We start from the raw sequence: 20,431 nt of genomic DNA on the forward strand, positions 1-20,431 counted from the left end.
CGGGAACGGAGATACGTGGTGTTACCGTCCCGACGACCGAACCGCTCTCGTTACCGACTCTCACGAGTTGGGAATCGAGACGGTCGATTATCTCCACGAAGCACCTCTCAGCTAGTGAAGGACGATGGCCTCGATACTCGTCGCATACGGAACCGGTGAGGGACAGACCGCGAAGATAGCCGAGCGAATCGTCGCCGCGCTGCAGACCCGCGGCCACGCCACCGACGGCGTCGACGTCGGCGCACGACTCGGTGGTGCGTTCGACGTCGGCGACTACGACGCCGTACTCGTCGGTGCGTCGATTCACGGCGGGAGACACCAGTCGGCCGTTCGCCGGTTCGTCGAGACACACCGTGACGCGCTCTCGACACGGCCGACGGGGTTCTTTCAGGTGTGTCTCACCGCTGCCAGCCCCGACGAGGAGCGACAGGCAGAGGCGGCCGGATACGTCGACGAGTTCGTCGAAACGACCGAGTGGCGACCGGACCGAATCGCAATATTCGGCGGGGCGCTTCGCTACTCGTCGTACGGCTTCCTCAAGCGTGCCCTGCTGAAGCGCGTCGCGAGAGACATCGTCGGCGACACCGACACGACTGAGGACGTCGAATACACCGACTGGGACGAGGTCGACAGGTTCGCCGCCGACTTCGCCGCGTTCGTCGAAGAGCGAGTCCGTATCGACGCAACGAAGACGAAACCACAGGAGGCAGACGGTGACTGAGCGACGGGTTTCGGTACCCCGACCGTACGTCGTCGCGTCCGTTACGTCTCTCGTCCTCGCCGTCGTCGCGTCCGGGGTCGGCCTCCTCGTTCCGGGGGTCTACCGCGACGCCGCGGTTCTGCTTCCCCAACTACGCGGGCAGGACCTGCTCACGCTCGTCGTCGCCTGTCCCGCACTCGCCGTCTCGCTGTACGCGGCCGTTCGCGGGTCGGTTCGGGGTTACATCGCGTGGATCGGTGTGACTGGCTATCTCCTCTACACGTACGCCACGTACGCGTTCATGACCGCGTTCAACGAACTCTATCTCGTCTACGTCGCGCTGTTCGCACTGACGTTCTACACGTTCGTCGGCGGAGTGGTACGCCTCGACGCGACACTCGTGAAGCGAGCACTCGACGGTCACTCCGTCACCGCGTACGTCTGGTTTCAGATAGTCGTCGCCGTCGCAGTCGGTCTGCTGTGGACTGTCGACGTCGTGACGGCGATACTCGCAGGTGCGCGCCCAACCGTGCTCGCTGGGACGGGCCTCCCGACACCCGTCGTCCAGTCGCTGGACTTAGCCGTCCTCGTCCCCGCGTTCGGTCTCTCCGCGTACTGGCTTCGACGCCGTCGGCCGTGGGGATACGTGCTCACCGGCGTACTCTTGGTGAAGAGTGCGACGTTGGGGCTGGCCGTGTTGGCGATGGCGGTGCTGCAGATGTCCGACGGGCAGTCCGTCGCGCTCCCGATGCTCGTCGTCTTCGGCGTCGTGAGCGGACTCGCACTCGTCCTGACTGGTCGGTTCGTGTTGGCACTCGAACCGTCGGTGCAGCGCGTCGAGCGGAGTCACGTCTCGCGGTCAGAAGGCGAGTCGAAAGTACGGTAACTCGTTTCGGCGACGACGCCGTCTCAGGGAGAGATGTCCCGCGCGTTTCTGACCTCGACGTCCGACTCCGCGCGGAGGAGGTCTTCGGCGTCGTAGGCGACCCGCTCGTCTGCGCCGACTTCGAACACTTCGACGGCGCTGTCGTCGTCGGACCACTCCGCCCGGTAGCCGTCGCGTTCGACGGCGTCGAAGTTCGTCTGCGCGAGGTCGTAGGCGAGTTTGTCGGGGGTGTCGTCACCGAGAGACATGGGCTATCTGACGCCTCACTCGCCGACCGTCTATCTCTTTCGCCTCGTCGGCCGATGTACGTACATTGATAGCCGTCGAGGGTCAGCACAGGAACGATGTGGTTGCAGACACTCGCGGACGTGTGGACGACTCGCCTCTCCGGCTTCCTCGAAGGGGCCGGCCTGTTCGTCGCGACGGTCACACTCATCTATCTGCCCGGTCGCTTCGTCGTCCTCCCACTGGCGAGACGACTCCTCGACGCCCTGGGGACGAACGACACGTTCGAACTCCCGTTTCTGAAGGTGTTTCACGCGGCTATCGCCGTCTTCGCGCTGTTCAACGCCGCCGTCGCCTCCGACTTCACGAGTTTCCTGAAAGCGACTGAGGCGCTCGTCGCTGGGGCGACCATCGCTATCGGGTTCGCCTCGAAAGACGTCCTGGGGAACTTCGTGAGCGGCATCTTCATCGTCGTCGACCCGAAGTTCAACATCGGCGACTGGATACAGTGGAAGGGGAACGAGGGCATCATCGAGGACATCAGCTTCCGCGTCACTCGCGTCCACACCTTCAACAACGAACTCATCTCGGTTCCGAACTCGGAGTTGACCGCCAACGCCGTGACGAATCCGGTGGCGAAAGAGCATCTCCGCCTGACGTATTCGTTCGGTGTCGGCTACGACTGTGATATCGCGGAGGCGAAGTCGATTCTCGTCGACGAGGCGACGAACCATCCGGACATCCTCGACCGCCCGCGTGCGAGCGTCTTCGTGCAGGAACTCGGCCCGTCGGCCGTCTCACTGGAGGCGCGGTTCTGGGTTCACCATCCCGCACGGACAGACGTCACGCGGATTCGCTCGGAGTACATCCAGTCGGTCAAAGAGCGCTTCGACGCCGCCGGCATCGAGATGCCGTACCCCTACCAACAGCTCACCGGGAGCCTCGAAGTCACCCACCCGGACGACGGTCACGCGACTCACGCTCACAGCGAGTGACGGTGGCGGCCTTCGTGTACGACACTCTCGGCGTCTCCGTGTGCGTCACTCGTGTGCACGGCGGCCGCGAACTCACAAGCGATTTCTACGGACAGCCCAGTTGTCGGGCACGATGGATCTCACGCTCGTACTTCTCGCGACTGTGACTGGAATGCTGACTGGCGCTGTGTTCAACGCCGCTGGCGTCCCGATACCCGCGCCGCCGAACTTCGCCGGTGTGATGGGTGTCGTCGGCGTCTTCCTCGGCTACCGACTCGTGGAGTGGGCGACGGTCGCACTCCTCTGAACGGAGTCGACGAGACGCCGGAGTTCGTCAGACTGACAGTCGCGGCGTGGCCGGTTCCGGGAGGTGGTCGGCTTCGAGTACGGTCAGTTCGGCGTTCACGCGGCCCAGTTCTGTTCGAATCTGACTGAAGTTCGGCTGGTCGACTCGTCCCATACACCTCGTCTCACTGCCAGCACAGATGAACGAAACTATGAGGGAACGAGAGTGCTCAATAGAGCTCCAAACCGCTCTGAACCGCTCTGCTCACTGACCGCTCTTGGTAGCCGGTAGCATGCACCTATAGACTGTTTCACAGAGATTAATTCGTCGTTGCGAACGGCTATCTTCCGAGAGAGTGCTCGTCGCGAGTCACTGTGGCGTCGCACCACGTAACTGCCTCTCACCCTCGTCGAAGTGAGTCGTGAGCAACTCGACGAGTCGGTCGTCGAGGACGGCCTTCGGTGCCGGATCGAGTCCGGGTAACTCCGCTAGTCGACGGCGCGCCGCGTAGAGCAACTCCCGGTTGAGGTTCGACGCATCGTCGACGACGCGGAGTTCAAGGTCGGCGTCGTCGTCGGGTGGGAAGCCCGAACGCGAGAGGAGGTAGTGTGCAGGGTCTGCTGGACCGGTTGCTCCTCCATCTTCGATTTCCTCTACTCTCACGCCGTTCACGGCGTTCACGTCGCTGTCTGCGGTACCTCTCCACCTCGGTTCGTGCATCTCGTATTGCTCTCCGCGCATTGTACCGAGTTCACGATTGGCTTACACATCGGGCTGTGGGTTGTATATACCACACACGGTCGGGATGCGTCGAAACACACAGGCACCGTGGGGACGAAGAGTCGTGTATGGTCAGCAGACTCACGCGAATCGCCCGTGGTATCGACGACGTGACCAGAGCGGTCTGGGATGATTCGGGGACGGTAGTGAAGGTCCTCATCCTCATCGGTCTCGTGGTGACAGCGCTGGCGATCCCCGTCATTCCGATTGCCGTCGTCGCACGCTACCTCGCGAAGCGGTAACTAACCACTTCTGTGCTGTGTGAACGTTCCTCACGGGTATTGGCCGCTCTCCGTACAGATCGTGGGAGTTCTCAGTGAATCGTTTAGGACTGTTCACGTCTGTTTAGCGGGAAATACCCAGTGCATACCTTAGTGGCATCCAGTCGTACAGTGCGGTTGTTATGCGTCGTACTACCTCGCGGACGGGACCCGCCGACCGCGACTACAGCAATATCCAGCGAGGACTCAGCCGAGTCAACGCCGAGATGACGATTCTCGTCGCTGGATGCCTTCCAGAACCGGCCGAGTGACGGATAGACGCGGCGTCTAACGTCGTACCTCTCTCACTGTTCCACTGGATAGCAGTAGCTTCATACAATTCCAGGGACAACAGAGAACTATCCATGCATTTCGCATGGATACCACCGGAATGCCACACTCAAACCCACCGGGTACATCTCGGAGGGTGCGTTCCGGTGGGTTCTACACGCAGAGTAACTACGACAGCGTACCCCAGTCGTTCAGCGCTCCGCTACTGTGCCGCCCGTCGTCACTCGCACACTGATTCTCCGTAGCCATCGACCGCCGCGCAGAGAGTTCTCACGCGACGAGTCACCCGCCGTCGCCACTCTGTGACTACCACGGCTCCGAATCGACGTGGCAAAACGCTAGGCGGTGGCAGGCTAACTCTTTGTGAGTGACGTTATCTCTACTCTCACGTCGTCGGCTGCTCCTGGGTCACTGTCGGTCGACGACCACGAGTTCCGTCTTTGGCCAACACCTCGGGACGTAGCCGGCCCATTTTTGCCCTCGTGGTCGAAAGCGCCACTACTCAATGGACTCACGAGACAACGACGACGGAAGTGAGTGGCCCGACCACGACGAAGAAGCGCTGGAAGCCGAAGAGAGCGAGTGGCCCGACCACGACGAGGATTCGCTCGAAGACAACGACGACGAGAGTGGCTGGCCCAGCCACGACGGAGAGACACTCGAGGACGACGCGTCGTTCGATGCCTCCGAGTTGGTGTCGAACGCCGAACGAAAGCGGTCTCCCTCGTCGTCAGAGCCGGGGATGACCGACGAGGAGCTCCTCGAAGTACTGGAGACGCTGGAGACGAACATCACCGTCGTCGGCTGTGGTGGTGCTGGCTGTAACACCATCAACCGCCTCGCCGAAGTCGGCGTGGAAGGGACGACGCTCGTCGCCGCGAACACCGACGTCCACGACCTGGTCAACGCGAACGCCGACGAGAAGATTCTCCTCGGTGCAGAGGGGCGGAAAGACCGTGGCCGCGGTGCCGGGTCGATTCCGAAGAACGGCGCGGATGCGGCCCACGAGAGTCGCCACGACATCCGCGACGCCGTCGAGGACGCCGACATGGTGTTCGTCACGGCCGGGATGGGTGGCGGTACCGGCACCGGGTCGGCTCCCGTCGTTGCGGCGACTGCCCGCGAGACCGGCGCACTGACCATCAGCGTCGTGACGATGCCGTTCGCCTCCGAGGGACGCGTCCGGATGGAGAACGCGACGGGTGGTCTCTCGCGACTCCGCGAGGAGAGTGACACGGTCATCGTCATCCAGAACGACCGACTGCTGGACGCCGTCGGCAACCTCCCGGTCGAACAGGCGTTCAAAGTCGCCGACGAAGTGCTGATGCGGTCGGTCAAGGGTCTCGCCGAACTCATCACCACCGAGAGCTTCGTCAACCTCGACTTCGCCGACGTCCAGACCATCATGGGTCGCGGCGGGATGGCGCTCGTCGGCATCGGCGAAGGCCAGGGCGACTACCGCGCGGACAACGCCATCACCTCCGCACTGCAGTCGCCGATGCTCGACGCAGACATCAGCACGGCGACCGGTGTTCTCGTGAACGTCACCGGCGGTCCGGACATGAGCATCGCGGAGGCCGAAGGTGTCGTCGAAGACATCTACGAGCGCGTCGACCCCGGCGCGCGTATCATCTGGGGTGCCTCCGTCGACGACGACATCGACGACGAGATGCGCGTCATGCTCATCGCGACGGGTGTCACGCCGCGCAACCTCACCCCTGAGCGACACGACGCCGAGCAGTAACTCACAGACAGTACGGCGAACGCAGTTGCGTGCGTCGTTCTTCGACGTCACTCGCACTCGATTTCGACCGACTTCGTTGCCACTAGCCGACGAGGTGAGAGGGTTGACGGACGTCGTCGTTCCGAAGAAAGAGCGGAGGGGGAGGGGCGATGAAGCGGGAGTGGCCGAACTGCGAGCGGGGAGTCGAAGTCGGTTGTGCGTCTCGGTCACGTCGGCGTGTCGTCGGCGCTCAGGCCAACTCGACGCGCCACGTCGTCGCACTCGTGTACGACCACTTCTCGACTTGCATGTCCGTAGCGGACTCGGTCAGTTTCAGCATGAGCGCACCGATCTCCTTCGAGGAGAGGCCGACGTCGTCGGCGATGAACTTCCCCTTGAAGTAGAGCTCGCCGCCTTTCTCGGCTGCTTTCTCGCGGAGGTAGTTCGCCAGACGAAGCTCTTTGGAGGGCGATTCGACGGAGGGTTGTGATGCAGTTGTGCTCATGGTGACTTCACTTCCCCCAAGGAACTCCGGGGACATATAGTGTCGATAATGTGAAGTCAAATTTCGGCTGATTCGTCTCAAATCCGAGTAAATCGATATTCAAAAGACGTTTTACGAAGCTTCGAGACGCTTTATAAAGCTCTGCTAAAGCGTTATCTCTGTCTGCACGGCTCGACTACCAACTCCCTGTGTGGGGGCTATCTGGAGAACACAGAGCGCAAGAATCCGAGTGGTGACCGGTCGGTTCCGGCCGCCGCCGCCGTCTCGGGTTCCGCGACATCGACGTTGCCGACACCGGTGGACGTCCCTTGCCGTTCGTCCACGGGGTCGCTCGTCAGACCGTCGTCCGACTCCGCAGTCAGCGACGGTTCGGTCTCGGTTTCGTCGAGTGGTTCGTCTTCTTCGATACGCTCACCGCCGTCCGCGGACACACTCGGCGCGTGTGTCTCGACGTCGGTTCGGGTCCCGGTCTCCGCGACGACGTTCTCGGTCGAGGCGGGTTCGGGTGCGGTTCCACGGCACGATGGACAGGATCGAACGACTCGGTCGTTGTCTCCGAACACACGTACGAAGTCGGGCGAAACGTATCCTCCACAGGTTGCACAGTCTGGCATTTCTCTTCCCTCCGAATTAGTGTCACGAGTCCATACACAATAAGTATCGAGAACGTACGGGCCGGTATGTAGTCCATACTCCGGCAATACAGACGTTCTGGTGTATCAGAATATTTTCCCACCCTGAACTGGCACCGGCTCGAACTCGGCGAAGAGTTCTCAGCGAACTCACACGCACACGCCGCCAAAGAGGAGATCTTCGTTGTCGTCGAAGACGAAGCGATTTCAAACGACTGTCAGCAATGACGTGGCGGATACAGTCCCGACGTCAGAACCGTGTCCCATCCGTCTCTCCGGTTGTCTCGTCGGCTTCGGCGTCTTGGGGGGTCCCTTCTTCAATCGTGCTGTATCCAGCAGTGTCCACCTCGGCTGCCTGTCCCTCAGCGGTCTTGTACGCCTCGTAGATGGAGTAGATCCAGATAGCCGGATACAGTACGAAGCCGATTATCGCGAGCGCCGAGAGAACGGCGAGGAAACCGCCGACGATGAACGCGATTCCCTTCTCCAACTCGCGGTTGTAAATCTGACCCAGCCCCGGAAAGAGTGCAGAGAGGGCGGCGGCGACGAAGGGGTTGCCACCTTTGAGCAGGTCGTCGAGCGCAGAGTCGACGGACGACGTTGGTGGTGGCAGTTGACGGACGCCACACTCCGGACAGATCTCTGCTCGTGCGCTGATCCGCTCGCCACAGTCACGACAGAACACCGTGTCAGCCTCATCGTGACCTGTTTCTTCTGAGGAGGGCGGTGACATATGTCCTCGTTTGGCGGTCTCAATAAAAAATGTCCGTGTTCCACGGCTTCGACTACTGCGGACTCGGACTGCCACCGCGGCCGACGCCGTCGAACACCGTGTCGGTAAACTCGGCGAGACGGCCCACGAGCGAATCCGTCTCGGGTTCGCCGTCGAGTGCGTGCGCGAGCACTTCGCTGATGTGCGAGACGGGGACGATGTCGACCATCTCCCGGTACTCGGCTTCGACCATGACGTCTTGGACGTTCGCCGCCGGGATGATGACCGTCGACATGCCCGCTTTCGCGGCCGCTTCGATCTTGTGCGTGATACCGCCGACTGGAAGGACGTCGCCGCGAACGGACAGCGACCCGGTCATGGCCGTCGACTGGTCGACACCGATACCCTCCAACGCGCTGATAACCGCCGTCGCGATGGTGACCGACGCCGAGTCGCCGTCGACACCGCCCTGGCCGGCCTGGACGAACTGGATGTGGACGTCTCTCCCGTGGAGCGTCGTCCCCGAGTGCTTCTTGATGATAGCCGAGACGTTCTGGACTGCTTCCCGGGCGATGTCTTGGAGTTTTCCCGTCGCGATGACGGACCCCGGCCCTTGTGAGGGCGTCACTTCCGCCATCACCGGAAGGACGATACCGGAGTCTTCGCCCATGACGGCGAGACCGTTGACGCGGCCGACGACCGACCCGTCGGCCATCGCGATGTCGTAGTCCTTCCGGCGTTCGATGTAGCCGTCGGCAATCTGCTGTTCGATACTCCGCGCGCGGCGTTTCGCCTGCAGCACGTGGTCGCGGGTGGTGACCGTCGCGTCCTCGGACCGCGCTACGTCGCCGGCGACGCGAACCAGACCCCCAAGCGTCCGGAACTCTACGGTGAGTTGTCCTTTCCGCCCCGCGCGGCGCTGTGCTTCGAGGACGACTTCGGCAATCGCCTCACGGGTGAACGGGGGGAGACGGTCGTCTTTGGCGACCTCTTGAGCGACGAAACGCGCGTACTTCTGGCGCATCTCGGGCGTGTCTTCGACGGTGTCTTCCATGTACACCTCGTAGCCGTAGCCTTTGATGCGCGAGCGGAGCGCGGGATGTATGTTCACCATCGCGTCAAGGTTGCCCGCGGCGACGAGCACGAAGTCCGTCGGTACCGGTTCGGTCTTGACCATCGCCCCCGAGGAGCGTTCAGACTGTCCCGTGATGGAGAACTCTCGCTCTTGCATCGCGGTCAGGAGATGCTGTTGGGAACGGAGGTCGAGCGTGTTGATCTCATCGACGAACAGCACGCCTTTGTTCGCTCTGTGGATGCCACCGGCTTCGACCCGGTCGTGACTCGGCGTCTCTAGTCCGCCCGACTGATACGGGTCGTGACGAACGTCGCCGAGTAGGGCACCCGCGTGAGAGCCCGTTGCGTCGACGAACGGGGCCGTCGACTCCGAGTCGGTGGAGACGAGGAGGTTCGGAATCAGACCGCTTCTGCGGCGCGACCCGTATCGGAACATGAGAAACAGGATGCCGGCGGCGAGGATGCCGAGTAACAACTCGCCGGCGACGAGAATCGAGTATCCCAGCACGACGAAGATGATTCCCCACATGAGAAACGACCGGAACTGCCCGGCCTTGCGCGCTTCCTCTTTGTGTGCCTCGACGATGCGTTTCCCCTTCCCCGACGGGACGGTCCGGACCTTCGGTTTGTTTCCGTCGTTCGGGTTGTGGTAGACGAGAACGTCTTGTACCGACTCTTTCGGGAGGAGTTCGGCCATCGCCTTCGAGAGCATCGACTTCCCCGTCCCCGGCGACCCAATCATCATGACGTGGCGGCGCTGTTGGGCCGCTTTCGTGACGATATCGCGAGCGCGTTCCTGTCCGATGACTTGGTCGATGAGTCGTGGTGGAACCTCGATATCTTCACTCGTCTCGATGGCGAGGCCGCCGAGGAGGTCCGTCGTCACGTCGGGGTCAACTGGCGATACGGTTAACGCCGTCTCGGAACCGACAGCCTCACTCTCGGTGCGCCAGCTATCTGACTGTCGTGTATATGACACTGATTCGTTGGAGGTGGCGTCACTCAGCGGTTCGGCAGTCATAGAATACTGTCTAGATTGTTTTGAGTGTTGATATACTTTCCTCTGACAACAGTCAAGAGACGTGAAAGAAAAGACGGACGTTCCCCAACGAACCCGTATTCGAGTGACTAGAGCAGTTCGCATACGACCCTGGTACGTCACTTCCGCCGCCACGTTGGCCCGACGCCGATTTGACTTCTCCAGTCGTCCGCGACGATATCTCTACGCAGGTGTGGTCGCATTTCCCCAAGACGCCGATAGACCTCAACAGTCAGTCGTGGTTCGCGGGTTCGCTCACTTTGCGGTGAACCGCCGTTGGCGGAGGACACCGACGGTCACCAGCGCGAACAGTCCAGTGATGAACACGCTGAGATAGCTCGAAAGGACAGCGGGAGCGACACCGAGCCACGAGACGGCCGTGAGGAGGACGCTGACGGCCGTCGCCGTCCCGTAGTAGCGATTCGAGTCGTCGCCAGCAGTGAGAGCGGCCGACGCTCTCGCTGTCGCGGACTCGCGGTCAGCGGCACCCTCTTCGTCTGTATTGTCTGTGGCGTCCGCGGCGCTCGCGACGTCGATGTACCGACGGAACTGCTCGATAGCGGGAGTCGGTTCGACGACGCCGCGACTCTGGTTGTAGTCGATGATGCCTTTGTCGTCGAGTTTTGGGAGGTGACACTGATACAGCGAGATGTACGCACGCTGTCGTTGGTCGGAGGTGAGCTGTTGGAGTGTCGTGTCGCTCTCCCACGCGGCGACGTGCTCGGCGATGGTCCGCATCTCGAACGGTTCCTCACCTTCGTGTGCGAACACGTAGTGGAGGACACGCCGTCTGCGTGCGTTCTGTAGGAGGTGAAACACCTCGTCGGCGGGAAGACCAACTGCTGCGGTATCCTGCTCGTTCGTCGATGTCTCCGCGTCGGCCCCTGCCGAGTTACCCTGTGCACTCATGTTCCTGTTCGACCGACTCTTTCCACGAGAGATAAATCGGGTCGTCCGTTCTGGTCGGTTCGGGCCGTTCACTTCGTTCAAACAGGCTCACGTCTGCCGATTTGTGCCTTTAGAGCGTCGTCCACCCGGTGGACTGTTTCAACGGTCTGCTGTTCGAAACAGTCCGAAACGTGGTGAAATAGTGGTCGGCTCGACGACTGTCTCTCGTGCCCCCGTTCTGTCGCTATTGAGCACTCCTGTGAGGGACGGTGACACGAACAGCACAAGACATTTATTGTGGCCTGACTGTCTGACTAACACGGAAATCGGGCGGTCGCAACAGGTAGACTGGGTAGGGGTACACAGACTGCCTCGCGCTCGTCGCCCGTTTTTGAGTATTTCACCCACCCAGCAGCGGCACGGTTCTGGACGACGAACGTGGCGAAACAGGACCCGTAGGAGGACCCGAGAGACTGTCAGTGCCGACAGCGGAAACACTATCGGCCAGCCTCGTGACCCCTCGCATATGCAGACAGTCGTTCTCGCAGCGGGCCAGGGTACTCGCATGCGACCACTCACCGAACGTCGTCCCAAACCGATGCTTCCAGTCGCCGACCGGCCACTGGTCGGCCACACAGTCACTTCGGCCGTCGACGCCGGCGCGTCCTCCATCGTCCTCGTCGTGGGCTACGAGGCCGAAGACGTTCGCTCGTACTTCGGCGACACCGTCGACGGCGTCGACATCACCTACGCCGTTCAGGAAGAACAGCGAGGGACGGCCGACGCCGTCCGTACGGCCGCGAACCACCTCGACGAGGGGCCGTTCGTCGTCCTCAACGGCGACGCGCTCTACGACGACCCCTCGCTCGCGTCACTCTACGAAACTGACGCCGCCGTCGGGTCCTACCGCGTCGACGACCCGACGAACTACGGGGTGTTGACGACCGACGGCGCTGGGACCGTCACTGGCGTCGTCGAGAAACCCGCAGACCCGCCCTCCGACCTCATCAACACCGGCGCGTACGTCTTCCCGGCCGAGGCACAGACGTGGCTCGACGTCGGCGAGAGCGAACGCGGCGAACTCGAACTCACAGACGTGCTCGAACGCACCTGCGGCGAGTACGCCGTCGAGTCGGTGCCGTTCGACCGTTGGCTGGACGTCGGCCGCCCGTGGGAGTTGCTGGAGGCCAACGAGTGGAAACTCGGTGAGTTGGAACGCGATATTCGAGGCGACGTCGCCGACGGCGCGGACCTGCGAGGGAACGTCGTCGTCGAAGAAGGTGCGACGGTCGAACCCGGCGTCGTCATCGAGGGGCCGACTCTCATCCGAACGGGCGCGACAGTCGGGCCGAACGCCTACATCCGCGGCGCGACGCTCGTTGGCGAAGGCGCGAAAGTCGGTCACGCCGTCGAGATCAAAAACAGCATCCTCATGGAGGGCGCGACGGTCGGTCACCTCTCGTACGTCGGCGACAGCATCCTCGGCCGCGACGTCAACTTCGGAGCCGGAACGAAAGTCGCCAACCTCCGTCACGACGGCGGCGACGTGAAACTGACCGTGAAAGGCGAACGCATCTCGACGGGTCGCCGAAAACTCGGTGTCATCGTCGGCGACGGCACCAAGACCGGTATCAACGTGAGTCTCAACGCCGGTGTCGTCCTCTCGACGGACGCTCGCATCCCGCCGGGTGAAGTGGTCACACGCGACCGATAGGCCTAATACGCCCGCTCAGTCGAGGTCCGTCTCGGAGAACGAACCGCCGTCATGCCGCCCGCGTTGCCGTTCTTGTAGCAGTAGAGGACGACGCCGGCCTCCTCGTCGACGACGCGTTTGATAGTCCCGTTCGGTTGGTCGTCGCGGAGGCGTGCGGCGACGAGTGCCGCTTCCCCAGCCAACCGAGTCGTTCGTGGCGTCTTTGTCGCTCTCGTCGACGTCGAAGAGTCCCATAGCGAGCCGTGCAGTGCATCTTAAATAACCGCCACGACTGTGTGTCTGTCTGCATCCGGGACACTCGACACTGCGTCGTCTGCCGAAATCGGCCGTACTAAGTGACGAGACACGGAGGCTGAGATATGGCAGTTATCGACGTCATCAACGCCCTCATGGGGACCGTTCACCTGCTGTTCGCCGGTCTGTGGACCGGGAGCGTCCTGTTCACCGCCTACGCGGTGGTGCCGACGGCCGCTACCGGCGACATCAACGCCGAACCACTGGCGACGCTCGTCGGGAAACTGACCACCATCTCACGTGCGAGTGCGCTCTTCTTGCTCCTCTCGGGCGGTCATCTCGCCGGAACACGCTACACGAGCGAGTCGCTGTTCGGTAGCACTCGCGGCCATCTCGTGCTCACGATGGTCGCGCTGTGGTTCGTCCTCGCCGTCCTCGTCGAAGTCGGGTCGGGGAAGATGCGAAGTGGACTCAGCGAGAAGAAGGTTCGGTCGCCTGCACGTGATGCGCGCGGCATCTTCACGGCTGCCGCCGTCGTGGCACTCCTCCTCCTCGTCGACGCGGGGTTGCTGCTCGGCGGGACTCCGTTTTAAGCGCCTCTCGCTCACCCGAACCCGAGTATCCACCGCACCACCTCGGACCCAAGCAGGGCCCCACCTTCGACGCGCGAGAGTCGTCGTCCCGTCCAGAGCGTGACGACGAAGACGACGACCAGTACGAGGAGCCACCACAACCCATCGAGCGCCGCGGACGTCACCGAGAGCGGTGCGAGCACCGCGGCGAGTCCGAGCACGCCGAACAGGTTGACGATGTTCGACCCCACGACGTTACCCAGTGAGAGCCCTGCACGTCCTCGGGTCACGGCGAGGACGGAGACGACCAACTCGGGCGTCGACGTGCCGATTGCGACGACTGTCGCGCCGATAGTCCACTCGGAGATACCGAACGCCCGTGCGACTGTCGTCGCGGCGTCGACGAGGAGTGCACCGCTGGCGACGATGACCACGAGTCCGACGGCGAGTTTTCCCGCGGCACGGAGTCCGACTCCCTGCTCTGTCGTCTCCTCTCGCATCCCCGACCCGTGGTTTCGGAACAGCGACCAGAGATACACGACCCAGAGGAAGAGCAGGATTCCACCTTCCATCTGCGAGACCACACCGTCGACGGCGGCACCGGCAACGATGACCGTCGTGGCGACGAGTGCGACGCCGTCGCGTCTGACGAGCGACCGTGAGACGGGAAGCGCACGGATGAGGGCGACGACACCGAGGACGACGGCGATGTTGACGATGTTCGACCCCACGACGTTGCCGACGGCGAGGTCTGTGTGTCCGGTCGCGACGGCGTCAAGTGTCACCACCGCCTCGGGGAGGCCCGTCCCGAACGCGACGACGGTGAGTCCGATGACGAGTTCCGAGACGCCGAACCGTCGGGCGAGTGCGGCCGCACCGCTGATGAGCCACTCGGCACCGAGCCAGAGACCGACGATACTCCCGACGAGGAGAACAGCAGCGAGCAACAGGTCCATCATTCGCTCCGGGACGTGACGTCGTCGGTCGTACTGTGGGGACTCACGGTGAGGTGACACATGACTGTTGACAGAAGAAGTCGCTCCGGGGGTATTTACGCTTTCTCAACCGGGTGACGGTTCCGGGGTCCGTACACGGGTCTTTCAGATGTCGAGGTCTTGGAACGCTTCGAGACCGGGGAGCTCCTTGACGCCCAGGTTGACGCCTTCGTACTCGCCGACTTCCATCGCTTGCCTGAACGTGTCGACGTCGGGGTACTCGCGGAAGGTGAGGACTCGGCCCTCTTCGACGGCGAAGACGACTTCGGTAGTGCCGTCGACGAATCGGTACTGGTCTGCTTTCTCTGGGTTTGGAGTATTTTCTGTCACGGTGTATGTTAGCATGGAAGCCACATGAACGTGTGCCTCGTTCGTCTCAGCGGTACAGGCCGAGGAACGTCTGGAACTGTTCGTCGTCGAGTGTGAACGCGACTTCGACGCTATTCTCTTTCGCGTTGTACCGTACCTCGTCGAGGTCGATGGTCTGTCGGACCGTCTGGACTGCGTCTGCGAACTCGTCGCCGGACCCGGACTCCGTAGTCACTCCCTCTTCGTCGACACGGACGGTGATACTGTCCATCGTCGTCCGGTACGCGCCCTTCGTCACGATTCCTGCCTCGAACTGCGTACACTTCTCGACGAGGCCGAGATCGTGGAGTTGTCGAAGTCGGCGGTAGACTGTCGCCTCGGAGACGTCGCACTGGGCAGCAAACTCTTCGACAGTGACGACACCCTGCTTGCCGAGTTGGAGTATCTCGCGGGCGACGGCGTCGCCGAGGATGTCGAGGACCGCTGCCGGGTCGGCGAACGTGGATTCGTCGGAGTGAGTTTGGTCGGCAGTCATTGACATAGATCCTGATAGTCTGTATAGTGGCTTAGTCAATCACACCCTTCCGCCGATTCAATGCATAGTTAAGACTAGGTTTTCTCTCTGCCTCGACCACCGAACTAATCAACAGCGTGGGAAGTTCCGATAAATTGAGGGTTGAGACTGTCTACCGTAGCGCTCTCTCTCGGTTTTGGATTACTCCACCGTCACACATTTCGCGAGGTTTCGCGGCTTGTCGATGGACCGTCCGAGCTGATTTGCAGCGTGGTAGGCGACCAACTGAAGCTGAACGTTGGCTGCAACACCTGCCAAATCAGGGTGTGTCTCTGGCACGGTCAACACGTGGTCTGCGAGGTCGACGATGTCCCCGTCGGTGTGGCTGGTGATGGCGATGACGGGTGCCCCACGCGCCTGTACCTCTTTGGCGTTGTTGAGCGTCATCTCGTCGTCGCGGCCGGTGAAGATGACGAACACCGGAGTGTGCTCGGTGACGAGTGCGAGTGGACCGTGTTTGAGTTCCGAGGCGGCGAACCCTTCGGCGTGTTCGTAGGAGATTTCCTTGAACTTCAGCGCACCTTCGAGCGCCACCGAGTGGGCGACGCCGCGGCCGATGAAGAAGTACGCCTCGCTACCGGCGTACGCCTGTGCGACTTCCAGCGCCGTCGAGGTGTCGAGCACCGCTTGGATGTCACCGGGGAGTCGCGAGATGGATTCGAGCAGGTCTCGGCTCTCTGCACTCGGGGTTCCGGTTACGTCCGCGACGACCCGTTCGCACAGCAACATCAGGGCCGTCACCTGCGAGGAGAACGTCTTCGTCGCAGCGACGCCGATTTCGGGACCGGCACGGATGAGCAGGCTGTCGTCACATTCGCGGGTGAGCGACGACGCGACGACGTTGGTCACCGCGAGTGTTCGCGCACCGGCACTCCGTGCCCGACGGATGGCGTCGAGTGTGTCTGCGGTCTCACCACTCTGTGAGACGGCGACGACGAGCGTCGAATCCGTGACCGGTGGGCGCATGAGACTGTACTCGCCCGCCATGAACGCGTAGGCAGGAACACCTCGCGCGGCGAGGAGCGACGCCGCGTACATCGCGGCGTGGTACGACGTCCCCATCGCGACGAGATGTACCTGCGTGACGCCTGCGAAGAGGTCTTCGTCGAACTCTTCGAAGTCGACCGCTCCTGTGAGCGTGTTCACGCGTCCCTGCGTCGTGCGTCGGAGCGACTCGGGTTGCTCGTGAATCTCCTTGTGCATGTAGTGGTCGTAGCCCGACTTTCCGGCCGTCTCGGGGTCCCAATCGATGGTCTCGAGCGGTCGGTCCACCGCCGTGCCGTCGGCGTCCGTCAGTTCGAAGCCGTCGGTCGTGATGCGGATGAAGTCACCGTCGTGGAGGTAGCGAACGCGGTTCGTGTACTCGACGAACGCCGGGACGTCGCTGGCGACGTACCACTCGCCGTCACCCTCACCGAACACCAGTGGCGACCCCATGCGCGTCGCGTAGATGGCGTGTTCGTCGTCGAAGATGGCCGCGATGGCGTACGTACCGTCGAGCAGGTCGACCGCTGCACGGAACGCCTCGTCGTTCGAGGCCCCGTTTTCGAGTTCTTCCTCGATGAGATGCGGGATGACCTCCGTGTCCGTGTCGCTGGCGAAGTGGTGGCCGCGACGCTGGAGATGCGACTTCAGTGCGGAGTAGTTGTCGATGATACCGTTGTGGACGACGGCGACGCTGCCGCGTTCGTCCATGTGCGGGTGGGCGTTGGCATCCGTCGGCGGGCCGTGGGTACTCCAACGGGTGTGACCGATACCGACGGTTCCCTGTAGGTTCCCTTTCTCGACCTGTTCACAGAGGCGGTCGACTTCGCCCGCGCGCTTGACTAGGCCGATGCCGTGGCCGTTCTGCAGTGCGATACCGGCCGAGTCGTAGCCACGGTACTCCAGTCGTTTCAGTCCGGTGAGGATGGGTTCGAGACTACCCTCTTCACGGAGACAGGCGGTGATGCCACACATTAGCACATCACCCCCATCCCGTCGGCGACGGTCCCACTGACCACGACACCTGCGCCGACACGGGCGTGCGTGCCGACGCTACTCCCTGGGAGGAGCGTTGCGTTCGGGCCGACGACGGACCGGTCGCCGACGACACTGCCGACGTGACGGTCAGCGAACAGTTTTCCACCGAGCGTCACGTCGGCCCGTCCACCAGGTGAGACGGTTCCAGCCCCGACTTCACAGCCGGTACCAACGATGCTGTCACAGAGGTGTACACTGCCGTCGACGTGGGTGTCGCTGAAGACGATAGAGTGGTCGATGACCGTTCCCGGCCCGACGTGAACGTTCGCCTGTAGACAGCTTCCGCCGCGGATGACGACACCGGCGTCGATTTCACACCCGGGGCCGACGATAGCTGGTCCCTCGATGACGACGGAGTTGTGGACGTGTGCGGACGTGGCGACGACGACGTCGGCCTCACGCGTGAGTATCGTCTCCGTCACCGAGAGCAAGCGCCACGGGGTCGCGGGGTCGAGCCAGCCACCGTTGACGAGCACCGAGGTGACGGGTCCGTCGAGGTGAGCGATGGCGTCGGTCAGATGTAGTTCTCCGTTTCGGGTATCCGTCCTGTCGAGCGACTCGAATATCGACGTCGAGAAGGCGTAGACGCCCGCGTTGACGAGATAGCCCTTCGTTTCGACTGGGTGTTCGTCGATGTCGGCGATGACGCCGTCGTCACAGACGACGACACCGTACTCTTCGGGTGTGTCAGAGTGCGCGACGGCGACTGTCGCCGCCGGCGTGGTCGCCGCGTAGCGTTCGAGCGTGCGCTCGACGATGTCGGCGTCGACGATGGTGTCACCGTTGAGTACGAGGAAGTCGTCGTCGACGTGGCCTTCGGCTTGCTGGAGAGCATGGCCGCTTCCGAGTTGAATCGGCTGGCGGACGTACGTGAGTTCCATCTCGCGGTACGCGTCGCCGAGTCGTGTCTGGATGCGGTCGCTTGCGTGGCCGACGACGACGACGACACGTTCGATTCCGTTCTCGGCGAGAGCATCGAGGACGTACTCGATGATCGGTCGGTTCGCGACGGGGAGCATCGGCTTCGGCTGATACGTCGTCAGCGGACGCAGATTTCGGCCTTCTCCGCCGGCGAGAACGACAGCCGAGGTAATTCCGGTCATTCCTGTCCTCCCACGACAGGTAAACCACGGGTTCCTACAGTCATAGCGAGGAGAGGGGGTGGTACCCGCTTTGTTATAAGGTGGCTGAACACTCTCGTGTCAACGTTAGCTGGTCACTCACCTTTGAGCGTCTCTGTGGCAGGGGCGGCCTGTTCTCCCGTCTGTCCCGCCTACTAACTGTACCCTCGGGTAACGCGACCCTACTGCGGTACGCCTCCGGAACTGCTCTCGTGTCATCCGCCTTCGAAACAATCTCTCGTCGACTCTCCGCTGCCGAGACAGCGGACGAACAGCACCGAAAGTCGGCGTCGAGCGGAGTGCGGTTCCGGAGCGGTGTCGTCGTCACTCTCGGATGTCGACGGCGTTCGTGGTGAGTGCGTGGTCGAGTTGGCTTTGCCGACAGCTCCTGAGTGGGTGACGACGGTTGCACCGGCCGTAACTCTGGAAGTCGGGTGTCTAAAATAGCGGGGGCGTGTGCGACAGGCTGGTCAGATTTCGAGTGCTTCGCTGGCGGCGAACACGAGGAGGCTGATAGTGCTCACGATTGCCCACCCGGCGGCGGGGAGCGCAGAGAGGACGGGGGCACCTGCGAGTCCAGCGGCGACGAAGAGCGCGACGACCGCTGCAGCACCCATGCGGAACTCGCTGTTCGAGTCGTCGACACTGGGTTCGTCGTTGAGATACGAGTCCAGCAGCTTCGCGGCCGGACGGAGTGCGATAGTACCTCGGTCTTTGTCGAAGTCGATGACTCCGAAGCTCGCCATCTTCGGGAGATGGCACTGATAGAGACCGATGTACACCCGCTTCCGCTGACTCGAGGAGAGTGCCTTGATGTCGATTCCGTTCTCCTTGGCTGCGATGTACTCGGACATGTCGCTGAGCTTCACCGTTCCCTCGTTTTCTTTGAGGAAGTGAAGCGCGTCGCGACGCCGCTGATTCTTCAATATCTCGAAGAGTTCGTCCTTCGAGAGTGTCGGTTCGGTCGGTTGCGTCTCGGCGCTCTCGCTATCCGTTTCTGCTTGTATACTTTGAAGTTCCATTTCCCTTCCCCTTGGCTGATGGCCGCAACGCTGCCGCATTCAGGGCGCCCCCGCCGTCGCCGGCGAGAGAGCGAATAAACCTCACATTTTCGTGGAGGTTCTGCGTGTTCGGGCGTGAACCCGGTTGTTCCCCAACAGCTACTACCATTGTTCGGCATACATAATTAAATCGTTGACTATTAACTGCACGTGTTGATTATCCTGAGAGGTTATTCTTCAAATTTTGAGTCATTTCAGTCAGAATTTAAGATTGACTGTTGTTCGTGAACACCCCGGCTACGGCCGTAGATACGGGTCTATCGGCGTTTCTATGGGGACTGCACCACTTGTGCCATTAGAAGAGCGTATGTTCAAAAAGAACCTCTGTGTGAGTCTCCCATTCTGGCAGAATTACGTGGCTAACTCTTAAGAGAATCTAGAAATCATGCGGCTAACTCTTGACAGAGTTGAGAGAGGTAGTCGTCGAGGGCGAGGGCGAACGGTCGGTTCGTCGGGAGGGCAACCCAAAAGTACTGGAACCGTTGTCCTGTCTCTTCGCCGTCACCTGTCACCACGTGCGTCCACTCGTCGCGAGGTTCGGCGACGTCGAAGTGATAGAAATGTCGGACGTACGTCCGTCCTGGTTGGCGTATCCAACGGTCTGTTGCGACTTCTCGAGGTGGGTCGGTGACGACGAGTCCACTCTCCTCGGCGACTTCGCGACGTACTGCTGCCTGTGGCGACTCGCCGGGTTCGATAGTTCCCTTCGGAATCTGTAACCCGTCGTGATCCGGCCCCTGGAACACGAGTAGCTCTGTACCCTCGTTGCGCGTGATGTACGCGCAGGCTTTCTGCACACGAGTAGGCTGTCGTCCGAACATAGTCTTCAGTATCGGTGATTCAGTAAAGTTAGC

The 20,431-nt window shown here is 61.9% G+C and carries 25 protein-coding genes; 9 read left to right on the forward strand and 16 right to left on the reverse strand.

Translation table 11 applies throughout. The features are described 5' to 3' along the window. The first annotated feature begins 124 nt into the window (after window positions 1-124). Together hemG and BM083_RS03095 are read left to right on the forward strand one after the other, a co-directional pair. Window positions 125-721, forward strand: a complete 597-nt coding sequence (hemG, locus tag BM083_RS03090; protein WP_089865608.1) for a menaquinone-dependent protoporphyrinogen IX dehydrogenase — start codon at window positions 125-127, stop codon at window positions 719-721. Next, window positions 714-1,586 carry a hypothetical protein gene (locus BM083_RS03095; protein WP_089865611.1) on the forward strand — a complete coding sequence of 291 codons (873 nt, stop codon included), beginning with the start codon at window positions 714-716 and terminating at the stop codon, window positions 1,584-1,586. Before hemG ends, BM083_RS03095 begins: the two co-directional genes overlap by 8 nt. Window positions 1,587-1,609: 23 nt before the next feature. On the opposite strand, the gene BM083_RS03100 is transcribed toward BM083_RS03095, so the two are convergent. After that, entirely contained in the window at window positions 1,610-1,834 is a 225-nt protein-coding gene (locus BM083_RS03100) for a hypothetical protein (RefSeq protein ID WP_089865614.1), read from the reverse strand. Between the two features lie 96 nt (window positions 1,835-1,930). Between BM083_RS03100 and BM083_RS03105 the strand changes: the two genes are divergently transcribed. Both BM083_RS03105 and BM083_RS03110 read left to right on the forward strand, forming a co-directional pair. Continuing rightward, on the forward strand, window positions 1,931-2,806 hold the full coding sequence (locus tag BM083_RS03105; RefSeq protein ID WP_089865617.1) for a mechanosensitive ion channel family protein: 876 nt from the start codon (window positions 1,931-1,933) through the stop codon (window positions 2,804-2,806). A gap of 112 nt (window positions 2,807-2,918) precedes the next feature. After that, on the forward strand, window positions 2,919-3,092 hold the full coding sequence (locus tag BM083_RS03110; protein ID WP_049894128.1) for a XapX domain-containing protein: 174 nt from the start codon (window positions 2,919-2,921) through the stop codon (window positions 3,090-3,092). A gap of 27 nt (window positions 3,093-3,119) precedes the next feature. Here BM083_RS03110 and BM083_RS23915 read toward each other — a convergent pair whose 3' ends face one another. Both BM083_RS23915 and BM083_RS03115 read right to left on the reverse strand, forming a co-directional pair. Then, complete coding sequence (locus BM083_RS23915; RefSeq protein WP_281244150.1) at window positions 3,120-3,245, reverse strand: hypothetical protein; 126 nt, start codon at window positions 3,243-3,245, stop codon at window positions 3,120-3,122. 195 nt (window positions 3,246-3,440) lie between these two features. Continuing rightward, window positions 3,441-3,791 carry a hypothetical protein gene (locus BM083_RS03115; protein WP_143085666.1) on the reverse strand — a complete coding sequence of 117 codons (351 nt, stop codon included), beginning with the start codon at window positions 3,789-3,791 and terminating at the stop codon, window positions 3,441-3,443. Between the two features lie 128 nt (window positions 3,792-3,919). Here BM083_RS03115 and BM083_RS23095 point away from each other — a divergent pair, with 128 nt between their 5' ends. The 3 genes from BM083_RS23095 to ftsZ all read left to right on the forward strand — a co-directional run bounded on the left by BM083_RS23095 (window position 3,920) and on the right by ftsZ (window position 6,146). Then, the gene (locus BM083_RS23095; protein WP_177197521.1) at window positions 3,920-4,093 is read left to right on the forward strand and encodes a hypothetical protein; all 174 of its coding nucleotides are present in this window, start codon (window positions 3,920-3,922) and stop codon (window positions 4,091-4,093) included. 161 nt (window positions 4,094-4,254) lie between these two features. Beyond that, window positions 4,255-4,383, forward strand: coding sequence for a hypothetical protein (locus BM083_RS23920; protein WP_009376473.1), 129 nt, complete (start codon window positions 4,255-4,257; stop codon window positions 4,381-4,383). Window positions 4,384-4,907: 524 nt separating this feature from the next. Beyond that, window positions 4,908-6,146, forward strand: a complete 1,239-nt coding sequence (ftsZ, locus tag BM083_RS03120) for a cell division protein FtsZ (RefSeq protein WP_089865623.1) — start codon at window positions 4,908-4,910, stop codon at window positions 6,144-6,146. Between the two features lie 229 nt (window positions 6,147-6,375). Here the strand turns inward: ftsZ and BM083_RS03125 are convergent, their stop codons facing one another. The 5 genes from BM083_RS03125 to BM083_RS03145 form a co-directional block, all read right to left on the reverse strand. Further along, complete coding sequence (locus BM083_RS03125) at window positions 6,376-6,630, reverse strand: DUF7123 family protein (RefSeq protein ID WP_049894305.1); 255 nt, start codon at window positions 6,628-6,630, stop codon at window positions 6,376-6,378. A 197-nt stretch (window positions 6,631-6,827) separates the two neighbouring features. Next, window positions 6,828-7,244: a DUF7563 family protein gene (locus BM083_RS03130; protein WP_143085667.1), complete on the reverse strand. Its 417-nt coding sequence runs from the start codon at window positions 7,242-7,244 to the stop codon at window positions 6,828-6,830. Between the two features lie 268 nt (window positions 7,245-7,512). Then, complete coding sequence (locus BM083_RS03135; RefSeq protein ID WP_089865626.1) at window positions 7,513-7,995, reverse strand: DUF5683 domain-containing protein; 483 nt, start codon at window positions 7,993-7,995, stop codon at window positions 7,513-7,515. Window positions 7,996-8,047: 52 nt separating this feature from the next. Next, window positions 8,048-10,069, reverse strand: coding sequence for an ATP-dependent protease LonB (gene lonB / locus BM083_RS03140; RefSeq protein WP_089865629.1), 2,022 nt, complete (start codon window positions 10,067-10,069; stop codon window positions 8,048-8,050). A gap of 273 nt (window positions 10,070-10,342) precedes the next feature. Further along, window positions 10,343-10,996, reverse strand: coding sequence for a DUF7344 domain-containing protein (locus BM083_RS03145; RefSeq protein WP_245756837.1), 654 nt, complete (start codon window positions 10,994-10,996; stop codon window positions 10,343-10,345). Window positions 10,997-11,501: 505 nt separating this feature from the next. On the opposite strand from BM083_RS03145, the gene glmU reads away from it, so the two are divergent. Further along, entirely contained in the window at window positions 11,502-12,689 is a 1,188-nt protein-coding gene (glmU, locus tag BM083_RS03150) for a bifunctional sugar-1-phosphate nucleotidylyltransferase/acetyltransferase (protein ID WP_089865635.1), read from the forward strand. 2 nt (window positions 12,690-12,691) lie between these two features. Here the strand turns inward: glmU and BM083_RS03155 are convergent, their stop codons facing one another. Beyond that, window positions 12,692-12,871, reverse strand: a complete 180-nt coding sequence (locus BM083_RS03155; protein WP_089865638.1) for a hypothetical protein — start codon at window positions 12,869-12,871, stop codon at window positions 12,692-12,694. Window positions 12,872-13,048: 177 nt separating this feature from the next. Here BM083_RS03155 and BM083_RS03160 point away from each other — a divergent pair, with 177 nt between their 5' ends. Next, entirely contained in the window at window positions 13,049-13,516 is a 468-nt protein-coding gene (locus tag BM083_RS03160; protein ID WP_089865641.1) for a transporter, read from the forward strand. An 11-nt stretch (window positions 13,517-13,527) separates the two neighbouring features. Here the strand turns inward: BM083_RS03160 and BM083_RS03165 are convergent, their stop codons facing one another. The 7 genes from BM083_RS03165 to BM083_RS03195 form a co-directional block, all read right to left on the reverse strand. Then, window positions 13,528-14,451 carry a calcium/sodium antiporter gene (locus tag BM083_RS03165; RefSeq protein WP_342707926.1) on the reverse strand — a complete coding sequence of 308 codons (924 nt, stop codon included), beginning with the start codon at window positions 14,449-14,451 and terminating at the stop codon, window positions 13,528-13,530. Window positions 14,452-14,595: 144 nt separating this feature from the next. Beyond that, window positions 14,596-14,820, reverse strand: a complete 225-nt coding sequence (locus BM083_RS03170; protein ID WP_009376367.1) for a hypothetical protein — start codon at window positions 14,818-14,820, stop codon at window positions 14,596-14,598. A gap of 46 nt (window positions 14,821-14,866) precedes the next feature. Then, on the reverse strand, window positions 14,867-15,334 hold the full coding sequence (locus tag BM083_RS03175) for an ArsR/SmtB family transcription factor (protein WP_245756838.1): 468 nt from the start codon (window positions 15,332-15,334) through the stop codon (window positions 14,867-14,869). Window positions 15,335-15,514: 180 nt separating this feature from the next. Next, on the reverse strand, window positions 15,515-17,332 hold the full coding sequence (gene glmS / locus BM083_RS03180; RefSeq protein ID WP_089865652.1) for a glutamine--fructose-6-phosphate transaminase (isomerizing): 1,818 nt from the start codon (window positions 17,330-17,332) through the stop codon (window positions 15,515-15,517). Then, the gene (locus tag BM083_RS03185; RefSeq protein ID WP_089865655.1) at window positions 17,332-18,498 is read right to left on the reverse strand and encodes a sugar phosphate nucleotidyltransferase; all 1,167 of its coding nucleotides are present in this window, start codon (window positions 18,496-18,498) and stop codon (window positions 17,332-17,334) included. The genes glmS and BM083_RS03185 overlap by 1 nt, the downstream gene beginning before the upstream one ends. A gap of 488 nt (window positions 18,499-18,986) precedes the next feature. Then, window positions 18,987-19,538 (reverse strand): DUF7344 domain-containing protein, encoded by a 552-nt coding sequence (locus tag BM083_RS03190; RefSeq protein WP_089865657.1) that lies wholly within the window; start codon window positions 19,536-19,538, stop codon window positions 18,987-18,989. Between the two features lie 422 nt (window positions 19,539-19,960). Beyond that, window positions 19,961-20,398, reverse strand: a complete 438-nt coding sequence (locus BM083_RS03195) for an NUDIX hydrolase (protein WP_089865660.1) — start codon at window positions 20,396-20,398, stop codon at window positions 19,961-19,963. Window positions 20,399-20,431 lie beyond the last annotated feature (33 nt).

It is taken from the genome of Halogranum rubrum, from assembly GCF_900114455.1.
Lineage (GTDB): Archaea > Halobacteriota > Halobacteria > Halobacteriales > Haloferacaceae > Halogranum > Halogranum rubrum.